The 13413-nt window shown below is 73.9% G+C and carries 9 protein-coding genes and 1 pseudogene; 1 reads left to right on the forward strand and 9 read right to left on the reverse strand.

The window, feature by feature from the left end; genetic code table 11:
* Positions 1–64 precede the first annotated feature (64 nt).
* The 3 genes and pseudogenes from nrfD to fdh all read right to left on the reverse strand — a co-directional run bounded on the left by nrfD (position 65) and on the right by fdh (position 5510).
* Entirely contained in the window at positions 65–1189 is a 1125-nt protein-coding gene (nrfD, locus tag BMW62_RS05280) for an NrfD/PsrC family molybdoenzyme membrane anchor subunit (RefSeq protein WP_244523854.1), read from the reverse strand.
* Positions 1186–2220 carry a 4Fe-4S dicluster domain-containing protein gene (locus tag BMW62_RS05285; RefSeq protein ID WP_091929796.1) on the reverse strand — a complete coding sequence of 345 codons (1035 nt, stop codon included), beginning with the start codon at positions 2218–2220 and terminating at the stop codon, positions 1186–1188. Before BMW62_RS05285 ends, nrfD begins: the two co-directional genes overlap by 4 nt.
* A pseudogene (gene fdh, locus BMW62_RS05290) lies at positions 2217–5510 on the reverse strand (formate dehydrogenase). The gene BMW62_RS05285 and the pseudogene fdh overlap by 4 nt, the downstream one beginning before the upstream one ends.
* Positions 5511–5921: 411 nt before the next feature.
* Between fdh and BMW62_RS05300 the strand changes: the two are divergent.
* Positions 5922–6344, forward strand: coding sequence for a phage holin family protein (locus BMW62_RS05300; RefSeq protein ID WP_091929798.1), 423 nt, complete (start codon positions 5922–5924; stop codon positions 6342–6344).
* A 59-nt stretch (positions 6345–6403) separates the two neighbouring features.
* Here the strand turns inward: BMW62_RS05300 and BMW62_RS05305 are convergent, their stop codons facing one another.
* From BMW62_RS05305 to BMW62_RS05330, 6 genes are all read right to left on the reverse strand, one after another.
* Entirely contained in the window at positions 6404–7516 is a 1113-nt protein-coding gene (locus BMW62_RS05305) for an L-dopachrome tautomerase-related protein (RefSeq protein ID WP_091929799.1), read from the reverse strand.
* Entirely contained in the window at positions 7513–9111 is a 1599-nt protein-coding gene (locus BMW62_RS05310; RefSeq protein ID WP_091929800.1) for an alpha/beta hydrolase fold domain-containing protein, read from the reverse strand. Before BMW62_RS05310 ends, BMW62_RS05305 begins: the two co-directional genes overlap by 4 nt.
* A 143-nt stretch (positions 9112–9254) precedes the next feature.
* On the reverse strand, positions 9255–10118 hold the full coding sequence (locus tag BMW62_RS05315; RefSeq protein ID WP_091929801.1) for a dioxygenase family protein: 864 nt from the start codon (positions 10116–10118) through the stop codon (positions 9255–9257).
* An 82-nt stretch (positions 10119–10200) separates the two neighbouring features.
* A complete protein-coding gene (locus tag BMW62_RS05320) occupies positions 10201–11172 on the reverse strand; it encodes a quinone oxidoreductase family protein (protein ID WP_091929802.1) in 972 nt (323 codons plus the stop codon).
* Between the two features lie 10 nt (positions 11173–11182).
* Positions 11183–12028, reverse strand: coding sequence for a citryl-CoA lyase (locus tag BMW62_RS05325; RefSeq protein WP_244523856.1), 846 nt, complete (start codon positions 12026–12028; stop codon positions 11183–11185).
* The gene (locus tag BMW62_RS05330; RefSeq protein ID WP_091929803.1) at positions 12025–13215 is read right to left on the reverse strand and encodes a CaiB/BaiF CoA transferase family protein; all 1191 of its coding nucleotides are present in this window, start codon (positions 13213–13215) and stop codon (positions 12025–12027) included. Before BMW62_RS05330 ends, BMW62_RS05325 begins: the two co-directional genes overlap by 4 nt.
* Positions 13216–13413: the final 198 nt, after the last annotated feature.

Raw genomic sequence — 13413 nt, forward strand, 5'->3', positions numbered from 1 at the left:
AGCATCGACGACGCCCCCGCGCGCCGGGCCGGGTACGCGGGCCAGGCAGTCGTGCGGCCGGTCGTCAGGACAGCGGGGTGGTCACCTCTCCCGCCGCATCGCGGGTGCGGGCGCGTTCGCGTTGCGGTGCCACCGTGTACTTCGGGTCCTTCGCGCTGGTCAGGCCGGCGTCGAAGACCCCGAACCGGGTGAGCGCCGAGCCGGCGGCCAGCAAGGAGCCACCGACCACTGCTGCGGCCCGGCTGCGGCCGCCCAGGAGGGTCAGCCCCACGCCCGCCGCGGTGCACGCCCGCGCAGCGCGCAGCAGGACGCCGGCGCGGCCGATCCGGTAGGGCTCGCTCACCAGGCCGTGCCCCTGTTCGACGCGGTGCATCGTGCCCAACTCGATCGCCGCGCCCGCCACCGCGATCCGGCGCGCGGGGCCGGCCTCGCCCACGGGGGTCAGCGCGGCGGTGAGTCCGCCACCCGCCGCCATCGCCGAGCCCGCGAAGACGTAGGGCAGCTCCCGGTACGGGGTGTGCCACGAGGGCACCGCCGTGTTCGCGAGCAGCACGGCGGTGTACGTGGTCATCGGCCCCCCGAGCACGCCCGCGACGGCTCCGGACACCCGCCGCAACCGCGGGAACCAGCCGAGCTGCCCAGCCAGCGCCGTCGCGGTGGTGAGCGCGGAGAACGGGGCCAGGACGTAGGAGCCGACCGACAGCGGCGAGGTCACCTTGAGCACCCGCAGCATGTTCAGGAACCGCTCCGGGCGGCCGAGGTCGTGGATGAGGTAGCCCACCGAGGTGAGCGCCCCGGCGGCGGCGACGGAGTGCCCGGCCCGCGCGAGCGCCGGCCGGCCGGTCGCGTCGGCCAGCGCGCCGATCGCGGCGGAGGTCCCCGCGGCACCGCCGAGGAAGAGGTAGAGCGGGACGTCGGGCTGCTTCCACACCGGAGGCTTGATCACCGGCCGGCCGTAGTAGGAGGTGAACGCGGCCTCCTCCACCACCGGGTCGCCGTCGCGGGCCCCGCCCCGCCGGCCGCCGCGCCGCCGGCGTTCCCGGCCCTGCGCGGGTGCGCCGTCCGCCCGGCGCCAGCCGGCACCGGGGATGCCCGCTGCCCCGCCGGCGCCGGGGGTGCCTGGCCCCCCGCCGGTGTCGGGGGCGGCCGGTGCCCCGCCGGCGCCGGGGGTGCCCGCTGCCCCGCTCACCGCCGCCGTCCCGCGAACGCGCCGGCCACCAGGCCCAGGACCATCGCTGCGCCGGCCGCCGCGTGCCGCCACATCGAGGGCAGGTCGCGGGTGGTGACGACCGGGTCCGGTGGCAGGCCGTAGACCTCCGGCTCGTCGAGCAGCAGGAAGAACGCCCCCGCCCCGCCGACGCCGTCGCCCTCGTCGCGGCCGTAGAGCCGCGCCCCCTCGACCCCCTTGTCCTGCAGCGCCCGCAGCCGCTCGTCGGCGCGGGCCTGCAGCTCGTCGAGATCGCCGAACTGGATGGACTGGGTCGGGCAGGCGCTGGCGCAGGCGGGTTCGCGCCCGTCGGTCAGGCGGTCGTAGCACAGGGTGCACTTGAACACCCGCCCGTCGCTCTCGCGCTGGTCGATGACCCCGTACGGGCAGGCCGGGACGCAGTAGCCGCACCCGTTGCAGATGTCCTCCTGCACGACCACGGTGCCGAACTCGGTGCGGAACAGCGATCCGGTCGGGCAGACGTCGAGGCAGGCCGCGTGCGTGCAGTGCTTGCAGACGTCCGACGACATCAGCCAGCGGATCTCCCGGTCCCCCGAGGAGGTCTGCTGCGGATCGGTCTGCTCGGCCGTCGTCGCCGAGGCCGGCACGCCCTCGTGCACCACGGGTGGGTCCTGCAGCGGGCGGGTGCCGGCGTCGGCACCGGGGAGCCCGACCGTCGGCATCGGCAGGTCGACCGCCCGGCTCTGCTCGACGAAGGCCACGTGCCGCCAGGAGTTCGCGCCCAGCATGCCCGTGTTGTCGTAGGACTCCCCGGACAGGCCCAGCGCGTCGATCTGCCCGTGCGCGTCGTCCATCGGCAGCGTGTTCCACTCCTTGCACGCCACCTCGCAGGCCTTGCAGCCGATGCAGACCGACGTGTCGGTGAAGAACCCCACCCGCTTGGGGTGGACCGCCTCGTAGCTCTGCCCGGTCCGGTCCGGCACCGGCCCGAACAGCTGGTGGTCGGGGTCCCGGCCGGTGAACGCGGCGCTCAGCGAGCTGATGGACGTCATGTCTGCACCTCGATCGGGGCGCGGCCGCCCTCGGGCAGCAGACCGCTACCCGAGCCGGCCCGCTGCCGGTAGCTCTCCACGAACTCGACCAGGGCGGGGCCGCGTGGACGCCGGCCCGGGCGGATGTCGCAGGTGGCCACCTTGGACTCCTGGATGTGCACGTTGGGGTCGAGCACCGCACCCAGCAGGTCGTTCGCCGGATCGCCGCTGACCAGCCCGTTCGGCCCCCAGTGGTAGGGCAGGCCGACCTGGTGCACCTCGCGCCCGGCCACCCGGAGCGGCCGCACGCGCTCGGTCACCAGCACCTTCACCTCGATGGCGCTGCGCGCGCTGACCAGCGTCGCCCAGCCGAGGTGCTCGAGCCCGCGCTCGGCGGCCAGCTGGGGGCTCACCTCGCAGAACGCCTCCGGCTGGAGCTCCGAGAGGTAGGGCAGCGTGCGGCTCATTCCGCCGGCCGTGTGGTGCTCGGTCAGCCGGTAGGTCGTGACGACGTACGGGAACGCCTCGCTCTGCGCCGGGTTCGCCCGGTTCCACGCGCCGCGCACCTCGATGCGCGAGGGATTGGCCTGCTGCGGGTAGAGCGCGTTCGGCACCGGCGACTCAGCCGGCTCGTAGTGCGTCGGCATCGGCCCGTCGGCCAGCCCCGAGGGCACGAACAACCAGGCCTTCCCGTCGTTCTGCATGATGAACGGATCGGCGCCGCCGATGCCGTCCTCGGCCCGCGCGTCCTCCGGGGGCACGTAGTCAGGGCGCTTCTCGGCCTGGAAGTCGGGCACGTCCGGGCCGACCCACTTCCCGGCGTCCTCGTCCCAGTGGACGTACTTCTTCCGTTCGCTCCACGGCCGCCCGTCGGGGTCGGCCGAGGCGCGGTTGTAGAGCGTCCGCCGGTTCATCGGCCACGCCCAGCCCCACTCCGGGGCGACCCAGTCCTGCTCCCGCCCGGGCTTGCGCCGGGCCGGTTGGTTGACCTCGTCGGCGTAGCAGCCGCTGTAGATCCAGCAGCCGCAGCTGGTGCTCCCGTCGTCCTCCAGCGCGGTGTAGCCGGAGACGGCGGCGCCGTCGGGCCCGGTGCCGCTGATCTCCCGCAGCACCGCGTCGGCGCTGGGTTCGTCGAACGGGCCGTGCACCGGGTAGTCCCACGTCAGGTCGAGCAGGGGGCGGTCGCGCGGGTCCGTCGAGTCGGCCAGCTTCTGCCGGATGATCCGCCCCAGGTGGTAGTAGAACCACAGGTCGCTGCGCGCGTCGCCCGGTGGCTCGACGGCCTGGTGGTGCCACTGCAGCAGCCGCTGCGTGTTGGTGAACGACCCGTCCTTCTCCACGTGCGTCGCCGCCGGGAAGAAGAAGACCTCGGTGCCGATGTCCTCGGTCCGGAGCTCTCCGGTCTCCAGCTCCTGGCCGTTCTGCCAGAACGTGGCCGACTCGATCATCTGCAGGTCGCGGACGACCAGCCACTCCAGGTTGGCCAGGCCCAGGCGCGCCATCTTCGCGTTGGCGTGCCCGACCGCCGGGTTCTCCCCGACCAGGAAGTAGCCGGGGACGTTGCCCTGGATCTGCTGGGCGATCGTCTGGTACGAGCTGTGGTCACCCGTGAGCCGGGGCAGGTGGCCGAAGCAGAAGTCGTTCTCCGCACTCGCGGCCGCACCCCACCACGCCTTGAGCAGGCTGACCGTGTACGCCCGCATGTTGCCCCAGTAGCCGACCGACCCCGAGGCCTCGCCGACGAAGTCGTCGAGGTCGCGGTCCTTGCTCGCGTGGGGCATCGGGATGTACCCGGGCAGGATGTTGTACAGGGTCGGGATGTCGGTCGAGCCCTGGATGCTGGCGTGCCCGCGCAGCGCCAGGATGCCGCCGCCGGGCCGGCCCATGTTCCCCAGCAACGCCTGCAGCACCGCCGCGGTGCGGATGTACTGCACGCCCACCGTGTGGTGCGTCCAGCCGACCGAGTACACGAACGAGCTGGTGCGCTCGCGCCCGGAGTTCGCGGTCAGCGCCTCGGCGACCTGCAGGAACACCGCCGGCTCGATCCCGCAGACCTCCTGCACCATCTCCGGGGTGTAGCGGGCGTAGTGCCGCTTGAGCACCTGGTAGACGCACCGCGGGTGCTGCAGCGTCTCGTCGCGCTTCGGCTTGCCGCCGACGGTGATGCCCCCGCTGCCGGCCTGCTCGGACTGGCTGGCCTCGTGCGACTCCTCGTCCCCGGCCCCCTGCCCGACCGGTCGTGTCGCCGAGCCCGACGCCCCCGGCTGCGGCGACTGCCGCTGGCCGGCGGCCGCGGTCACCGACGTGCCCTCGTACTGCCACGACGTCTCGTCGTACGCCCGGTCCTCAGGGTCGTAGCCCGAGAAGAGCCCGTCGAGGTCCTCGGTGTCGCGGAAGTCCTCGCGCAGGATCGCCGCCGCGTTCGTGTACGCGACGACGTACTCCCGGAAGTCCAACTCGTGGGTCAGCACGAAGTTGATCAGGCCGCCGAGGAACGCGATGTCGGTGCCCGCGCGGATCGGCACGTGCAGGTCGGCCAGCGCGCTGGTGCGGGTGAACCGCGGGTCGACGTGGACGACCGTCGCCCCCCGCGCCTTGGCCTCCATCACCCACTGGAACCCCACCGGGTGGGCCTCCGCCATGTTGGAGCCCTCGATGACGATGCAGTCGGCGTTGGCCAGGTCCTGCTGGAACATCGTGGCGCCGCCACGACCGAACGTGGTGCCCAGACCGGGCACCGTGGAGGAGTGCTATATGCGGGCCTGGTTCTCGACCTGCACGGCGCCCATCGCCGTGTACAGCTTCTTCATGAGGTAGTTCTCCTCGTTGTCGAGGGTCGCCCCTCCGAGGCTCGCTATCCCCATGGTCCGGTTGACGCGCTTGCCGTCGACCTCGTCCTGCCAGGTCTTCCGGCGGGTCTCCAGCACGCGGTCGGCGACCATGTCCATCGCCGTGTCGAGGTCGAGGTCCTCCCATTCCGTCCCGTGCGGACGGCGGTAGCGCACCGTCGTCACGCGGCTGGGGCTGGTGACCAGCTGCTTGCTCGCCGCACCCTTGGGGCACAGCCGCCCCCGGCTGATCGGCGAGTCGGGGTCGCCCTCGATCTGGACGACCTGCTCGTCCTCCACGAACACCTGCTGGCCGCAGCCGACCGCGCAGTAGGGGCAGATGCTGCGGACCACGCGGTCTGCGGACGCCGTCCGCGGCACGAGCGCGTCGGTCTGCCTGCTGCGGACCGCCTCCCCGCGCCCGAACGGGTCGCCGTCGGTGAACTGCCGGACGACCGGCCATGCGCCGAGCCAGGTCTTCACGTTCCTACCTCCACGATGGCTCCCCTCCCTGGCGCCGCCCCGGGCCCGCGAGGGAGGGGCCGGGACAAGTCCTTCCTCACGTCGAATCCGTGTCGTGCCGGGACTGCGTGGGCCCCGGCACCTTGCCCACCAGCGATTGCTGCCGCCTCCTGCCCGGTGCGGTCGCGTACGCCTCCTCGGGCAGCCTCTCGCGGATCGGCGGATAGTGCGCGTCGAGCGCCGGCCGGTTCGAGCGGATCGCCGCCGATCCGGTGGAGACGGGGTCCGGGCGGACCCCCGCGTGACCTCCGCGAGGTCTTCGGCATCCGTGGAAAGCCCCGGCTCCTGCCGCCGGCTCCGGTTGACCGCGGCGCCCCCGGGTAGCCGAGTCACCTGTCCGCACCGCTGGAGCCAGCACGGGAGAGATGTCCGATGACCGCGAGCAACCCGGGCAGTTCCACCGCCGACCTGCTGCAGTCGCTGAGCGCCGACGTGTCCGCCCTCGTCCGGCAGGAGCTGCAGCAGGCCCAGCAGGAGCTGGCCGGCAAGGCGAAGCAGGCCGGGCGGGCCGGTGCGCTGCTGGGCGGCGCGGCCGTCCTGGGCACGCTGGCGGTCGGGACCTCGGCCGGCTTGCTCGTGCGCCTGCTGGAGCGCCGCCTCTCACCGACCACCGCCACCGCCCTCGCCACCGGTCTCTACGCCGGCGGGGCCGCCGCCCTGGGGATCGGCGCGCTGGAGCAGCTGCGCCGGGCCGGGCCGCTGGTTCCGGAGAGCACGGTGGCCGGCGTCCGGGAGGACGTGCGGGCGGCCACGACCGCGGCCGATACCTCGCCGCCACACCCACCGACCGGTTGAGCCGCTGCAGCGGGGCGGGCAGGCCGAGGGCTGGAGCGCCCTCGGCCGCACCATCGTCCTCAGCGGAGCCGGACCGGCCCCGCGTCGATCGGCGTGCGGAAGAGCACGTAGGGCCGCCGCCGCTGGTCCTCTCCCCCGCGGTACTTCTCCTGCCGGTACAGCTGGTTGGCCGTCACGTAGAGGTGCCCGTCGGCGGCCACGCTCATGGTGTCGGGCCACAGCAGCCGCGGGTCGTGCACCACGGTCTCCCAGGAGCCGTCGGGCAGCCGCCGGTGGATGGCGTCGTGCTCCCCGTCGGTGACGTAGAGCCGGCCTGCGTCGTCGGTCTCCAGGCCGTCGCTGACGCACCCCTTGTCGCCCTCGTCGCGCACGGTGGCGGCGACGGCGTCGTCGTCCTGCGAGCGGTCGACCAGCGCGTCCACCGACACGCTGTACCAGCGGCGCCCGGCCAGCGGGCAGTAGTACAGCCGGTCGCCGTCGGCGGCGATCGCGATGCCGTCGGCGCCCATGGTCACCGGCTGCACCTCGCCGTCGGGCGACCGCTCGGCGAACTCCACGCCCTCGACCACCATCCGCAGGTCCGGCGGGACCGCGGCCTTGGTGCTCGGGTGCTCGTGCAGGCGGCGCCACGACTCCCCCGACGCCAGGTCCACCACGATGATCCCGTTCGGCCCCTGGTCGGAGGAGTCGGTGATGAAGGCGCAGCCGCCCTCGCCCCGCCGCAGGTCGAAGCGCACGTCGTTGAGGTACGTCGTGGGCAGCGCCACGTCGGCCGGGAAGAGGACCACCCGCTCGACGGTGTCGGTCGCCAGATCGACGCAGACCAGCTTCGGCCCGCCGCGCTCCGTCGGCTGGAACATCGGGCTGCCGGTGTCGAGCAACCACAGCCGGTCGGCCGGGTCGACGACCACGCTCTGCACGGAGACCAGCCGCTCGGGGTCTGCGTCGGAGCGGTTGTCGTTGAGCTCCTGCGACGGGTAGGCGACCGCCTGCCCGTCCCGCAGCTCGGCGACGGTGAACCCGACGTCGTCGCCCCACTTGGGGTAGCAGACGAAGACCCGCCCGCCGTGGGAGACCGTGACCCCGGTGGGCATCGCGCCGTCGAACAGGTGGACGACCACGAGGTCGCCCACCCGCTCGTCGGTCGCGAGCCGCAGCTCGGCCGTCGTCACCGGGCGGTGCTGCCGGACGGCGTGGCGCCGACCGCCGGCCGGGCGGCACCGAGGGCGCGGACGAAGTGCTGCGCCGCTTCCTGCTGCGCCTGCTCGGCCTTGTCCAGCACCGCGGCGGCACCGAAGAACTCGTGCATGACGCCCGCGTAGTAGCGGTGCGTCGTGGCGACGCCGGCGGCCTCCAGGTTCTCCGCGAACTGCTGCCCCTGGCTGCGCAGCACGTCGCGCTCGTCGGTGATGACCAGCGTCGGCGGCATGAGCGCCAGCTGCTCGCGGCTCCAGCCGAGCAGGTCGATGCGCGGGTCCTTCGCCGCGTCCGGCTGCCCCTCGAAGGCGTGCATCGCCATCCAGGACAGCAGCGCCCGGTTCAGCGGCCGGCCGTCGGCGGCGTCCTCCATCGACTCGCCGAACTGCTCGCCGGTGGTCACCGGGTAGACGCTCACGATCGCCGACGGGACGGGCTCACCGGCCTGCGCGAGCTGGAGCACCGTGGCCGGTGCCATGTTGCCGCCGACCGACTCACCGCCGATGCCGATGCGCGTCGGGTCGCCACCGAGCTCGGCGATGTGCTGCACGGTCCACCGGTAGGCGGCCAGGACGTCGTCGTGCGAGGCGGGGAAGACCGCCTCGGGCGCCCGCCGGTAGTCGGGGCTGACCACGATGGCGCCGGTCTTGTTGGTCAGGCCGCGGCAGGAGTCGTCGTAGTGGTCGTCGATGTCGAACAGCACCCAGCCGCCGCCGTGGATCCACATGATGACAGGCAGGGCCTCGGCCCCGGCGTCCTTGGGCTTGTAGACGCGCATGCGCATCTGCCCGCCGGCGGCGTCGGGGATCACGATGTCCTCGACCGACCCCACCGGCTCGGGCCCTTCGAGGCCCTTGTCGGCCATGACCTTCTGGACGGCTTCCTTCGGGCCCGGCTGCTTGCGCGCCTGGTCGGGCTCGAGGATCTCGAACGGCAGCGGGCCGAGGGAGGAGTGCGCGTCGACGATCGCCTGCGCCTGGGGGTCGAGCAGCCCCGAGGCGTCGGTGGCCATCTCCTTCTTCTTGCCTTCCAGCATGTCGCGGACCTGGTCGAGGGGCTTGGCCAGCATCCCGGCGATCTTCTCGGCGACGCCCTCGCTCGGGGCGTTCGGGTGCGGCCGGGTGGGCGCCATCCGCTTGGCCGCCAGGAACTCCTTGCCCAGCTGCGCCATGCGCTCGGGGCCGGCCTTCTGGCGGAACTCGGGCAGCTCCTCCTTCTCCTCGTCGTCCACGTGGTGCCGGACGACCTGCATCAGCTTGGTGAGCGCCTGCTCGAACTCCTGCTCCCCCGGCTCGGTGCGGCCGAGGACGACGAGGGTCTCCTTGATCTCCTGGTGCTCGTGCTCGGCGTCGTCGTGCTCGTCGGTCATCCCGATCTCGGTCCAGATCGGGTAGAGCACCGTCTCCTCGGCGAACGCGTGCAGCGCCAGCTCGAAGGAGATCTGGTCGACGAGGACGCGGCGGTTGCCGCGGCCGGCCTCCAGGTGCTGGAACTGTCGCTCGACGATCGCGTGGTCATCGGCGATCAGGTGGTCGATGTCGCCGGGCAGGGTCGGGTAGTCCAGGGCCACGGGTGGCCTCCTCTTCTCTCCGTCGTGCGCAACCGGTCGGGGTGGCTCCTACCCACGACCTCGTCGGGCACGCACGGCGATCGCGATGCACCCGCCCGGGGCACCGCGCGGCGGCGCGGCCGACCGCACCGCCGCGCGGGCGATCAGGCCCGCCGCTGGAGCACGAAGTCGTAGCGCGACTCCAGCCACGGCACGTCGATCGAGCCGCCGTCGGGCGTGGCGCCCGGCTCCCGCTCCTCGAAGGAGGTCACGAGCTCCTGCTTGGTGCCGAAGACGACGTCGCTGTCCAGGTACTGCGCGCCCTCCTGGAACAGGTGGGTGATCAACGGCTCGAAGCCGGGCACGTTGATCAGGAAGTGGATGTGCGCCGGCCGGAAGTGGCTGATCTCCGTGCGCGACACCAGGTCGCCGACCGGGCCGTCCATCGGGATCGTGTAGCCCAGCGGCGCGATCGTGCGCAGGCAGTAGCGGCCGTCGTCGTCGGTCGTGTACTTGGCGCGCAGCCGGGCCTCGTCGATGTCGGGGACCTGGGACTCGTACGCGCCCTCGGTGTCGGCCTGCCAGACGTCGAGGACCGCGCCGGCCACCGGGGCGCCGTCGAGGTCGGTGACCCGGCCGTGCAGGTACAGCGGGGTGCCGGGCGGCCCCTCGGACATGTCCTCGCCGTGGCCGAGCTCGGGCGAGCCCTCGATGTGGAAGGGGCCCAGCACCGTGGCCGGGGTCGCCCGCGGGTCCAGCCGGTGGTTCATCTGGACGACGAGCATCGACAGGCCGAGCACGTCGGAGGCGAGGATGAACTCCTCGCGCTTCTCGGTGCTGATCTGCCCCGTGGCGGTCAGCCACTGGACGGCGGACATCCACTCGTCCTCGGTCAGCCGCACCTCGCGGGCGAAGTCGTGCAGGTGCCGCACGAGCGCGGTCATGACCTCCGCCAGCCGCGGATCGCGGGCGGTGGCCCAGCGCTCCACCGCGAGCTCGGTGATGTTCTCCTCGGTCACCAGGTGCACGACGGTCCTCCTGCCGTCCGGCGCGGCCGGGTGCCGGCCGCGCGGTTCCTCCCCCCGCGGTTCCCGCGCGGGGCCTGCTCGTTCAGGGCGTCAGGACCAGCCGGACGCCGGGGTCACCGGTCGCCTGCCGCCGCCACGCGGTGGCGACGTCGGCGAGCGGCACCTGCTCGTGCGCGACGGCCAGCCGGCCGGCCGCCGCCTCGCGTGCGATCGCGCCGACGGCCTCGGCCCGCTGCGCCGCGGTCAGCGCGTTGTTCGTGTAGCCGAGCACCGACGCCGCCTTCCCCCGCAGCACCGCGGAGGAGAGCTCCGCGGTGTCCCCGGACGCGCCGCCCAGGTTCACCAGCCGCCCGCCCGCCGAGAGCGCCCGGGCGGCGGCCGTGGCCGCCGCACCGAAGACGGGGTCGACGACGAGGTCCAGCCGCCCGCCGGCCGCGTCGGCGAACCGCTCCGCGAGCGCGTCGGCGCCGGCGTCCAGCGCCACCACCGCGTCGGCGCCGGCGGCCAGCGCCCGGTCGCGGGCCCCGGCCGAGCGCGCCGCCGCCACCACCCGGCCGGCGCCCAGCAGCCGCGCCGCGCCGACCGCCGCCTGGCCGACCGCCCCGCCCGCGCCGAGCACGAGCACGTGCTCGCCCGGCCGCAGCCCGCCGCGCCAGGTCAGCGACATCCAGGCGGCGACGGCGGAGAGCCCGAGGGCGGCCAGGGCGGGGTCGGGGACGTCCGCGTCCACGGGGACGACGTCGTCGGCCGCCACCGCGCAGCGCTCCGCGAGGCTGCCGTCGCCGGGGGCCATCCCGGCGGTCGTGCTGAACCAGACCCGCGTGCCCGGGGCCGCGCCCGGCCCGCTCTCGACCACGCCCACCCCCTGCACCCCGGGCACGTAGGGCACCGCGGGCCGCCCGAAGTAGGAGGTGCCCGAGGCGCACAGCAGGTCCAGCGGGACCAGCGGCGCCGCGGTCACCCGGACGACGGTGCGGTCGCTGCCGGCTCCCGGGTCGGGGTGCTCGCGCGGCTCCGGGGTCTCCCCCGGCGTGTGCAGGACGGCGGCGCGCACGGCCGGCCCCTCAGCCCTGCGGTCCGGCGCCGCGCAGCGGCGCGGGGACGAAGGGGTCGGGGTCGACCGGCCGGTTGTTCAGGTCGACCGAGAGGAAGACGTCGTTGGCCACCGGGTGCCGCAGCTCCTCGGCGAGCTGGCCGATCAGCCCGGCGGTGCGGGCGAGCAGCGCGAACCCGCGCAGCAGCTCCATCGGCAGCCCCAGGTCGGCCAGGGCCGCGCCGCAGACACCGGCGCCGTTGAGCGGGAGCCGCTTGCCGAGCACCTGCTCGTGGGTGCGGCCGATGGCGGCGAACAGCTGCAGGTGCGGCCCGACCAGGCGCTCCTCGGCGGCGATCTCGAACAGCCGCGGGGTGCGGGGGTCGCCCTGCTTGTGCACGTGGTGACCGAGCCCGGGGACGAACCGGCCGGCGGCCCGCTGCGCCGTCACCGTCTCCAGGGCGAGCGCGTCCCACCCGGCGTCGTCGTCGGGCAGGTCGCCGTCCACCGAGGTGAGGACGTCGTGCAGGAAGCGGCCGCAGTCCTCGGTGACGCCCAGGAAGCGGGACCCGCCACCCAGCAGACCGGCGGCCAGGGCGCCCTGGATCGAGTCGGGTGCCGACAGGTAGGTGAGCCGGGTGACGATCGCGGTCGGCGTGAAGCCGTGGTCGGCGAGCGCGGCGAGCACCGCCTCGAACACGCGGGTCTCGCCCGGCGTCGGCCGCCGCTGGGTGGCCAGCCAGAAGGCCAGCTCCCCGAAGCCCACGGTGCCCATGACGTCGCGGGCGAGGTCCGTGCCGAGGAGGGTGATCGACTCCAGGCTCGAGGCGCCGAGCGCCGTCCGGTACTGCAGGTGCTGCGGCTGCTCGGCGGTCACCGGGCCTCCTCCTCGGGTGCGCTCAGCCAGCGCCGGATCTCCGCGCCGTGCTCGTCCAGACCCGGCGGCGGCAGCCGGTAGGCCGGCGGCGTCTCGGAGAAGGTGATCGGGTTGCGCACGGTCGGCACCGCGGCCGCACCCTCCCCCACCTCGACGACGGGGTCCAGGCCCACCTCCTGCGCGAAGGCCACGCCCTGGTCGATCGTGTTGATCGGCCCGCAGGGCACGCCGGCGCCGATGATGTCGCGGAACCACTCCTGCTTGGTACGGGTGCGCAGCCGCTCCACCAGCAGCGGGCGCAGCTCGTCGCGGTTGGCGGTGCGGTCCTCGTTGCGGCTGAACCGCGGGTCGTCGGCGAGCTCCGGTACGCCCAGCACCTCCACCAGCTTGCGGAACTGGCCGTTGTTGCCGGCGGTGACGATCAGGTCGCCGTCGGCGCAGGGCAGCGGTTCGTACGGGAACAGGCTGGGGTGGCTGTTGCCCATGCGGAAGGGCACCACGCCGCCGGCGACGTAGGCGCTGGTCTGGTTGACCAGCCCCGAGAGCGCCGAGGAGAGCAGGTTGACCTCGATGTGCTGCCCCCGCCCGGTGGCGTGCCGGTGGTTCAGTGCCGAGAGCACCCCGATCGTGGCGTGCAGGCCGGCCATCACGTCGAAGAGCGCGACCCCGCCGCGGTAGGGCGAACCGTCGGGGTCACCGGTCAGGCTCATGAACCCCGAGATCGCCTGCACGATGAGGTCGTAGCCCGGCAGCGACGCGCCCTCGGGCGCGCTGCCGAAACCGCTGACGGAGGCGTAGACGACGCCGGGGTTGGTGCGCGCGACGGCGTCGTAGTCCAGCCCGAAGCGGGCCAGCCCGCCGGGCTTGAAGTTCTCCATGAAGACGTCGGCCCGCCGCGCCAGCTCCTGCGCGACCGCCTGGTCGGCCGGGTCCTTGAGGTCGAGGGCGACCGAGCGCTTGTTGCGGTTGGCGCCCATGTAGTACGTCGAGACGCCGTCGCGGACGGGCGGCTGCCAGGTGCGGGTGTCGTCGCCGTGCGGCCCCTCGACCTTGACCACCTCCGCCCCGAGGTCGGCGAGCAGCATCGTGGCGTAGGGCCCGGCCAGGATGCGGGAGAAGTCCGCCACCAGCAGGCCGGAGAGAGGGCCGGTCGCCGGTCCTCCGGAGTCCTCGGCGTCAGCGCTCATCCGGGATGCACTCTCCTCGTCGTCGACGCGGGCGGACAATCGTCCGCAAATCGGCGTCCGCAGTCTCCGGCGCGTGCGGAACTGCTGTCAACCGCTGCCCACCACGCCGGACGGGCCGCCGGTACGCCGGTTGACAGCGCCGGCCGCAGCCGCCATCGTGACGCAGGTCGCACTGGGTGTCCGCAGCGCGGACACTGG

It is taken from the genome of Blastococcus sp. DSM 46786 (genome assembly GCF_900109665.1).
In the GTDB taxonomy this organism is placed as follows: Bacteria; Actinomycetota; Actinomycetes; order Mycobacteriales; family Geodermatophilaceae; genus Blastococcus; species Blastococcus carthaginiensis.

What these genes read in the sequence shown, in the direction of transcription:
- BMW62_RS05285 (WP_091929796.1), bottom strand. Translation starts at nt 2,220, where the DNA reads ATGACGTCCATCAGCTCGCTGAGCGCCGCGTTCACCGGCCGGGACCCC.
- BMW62_RS05330 (WP_091929803.1), bottom strand. Translation starts at nt 13,215, where the DNA reads ATGAGCGCTGACGCCGAGGACTCCGGAGGACCGGCGACCGGCCCTCTC.
- BMW62_RS05300 (WP_091929798.1), top strand. Translation starts at nt 5,922, where the DNA reads ATGACCGCGAGCAACCCGGGCAGTTCCACCGCCGACCTGCTGCAGTCG.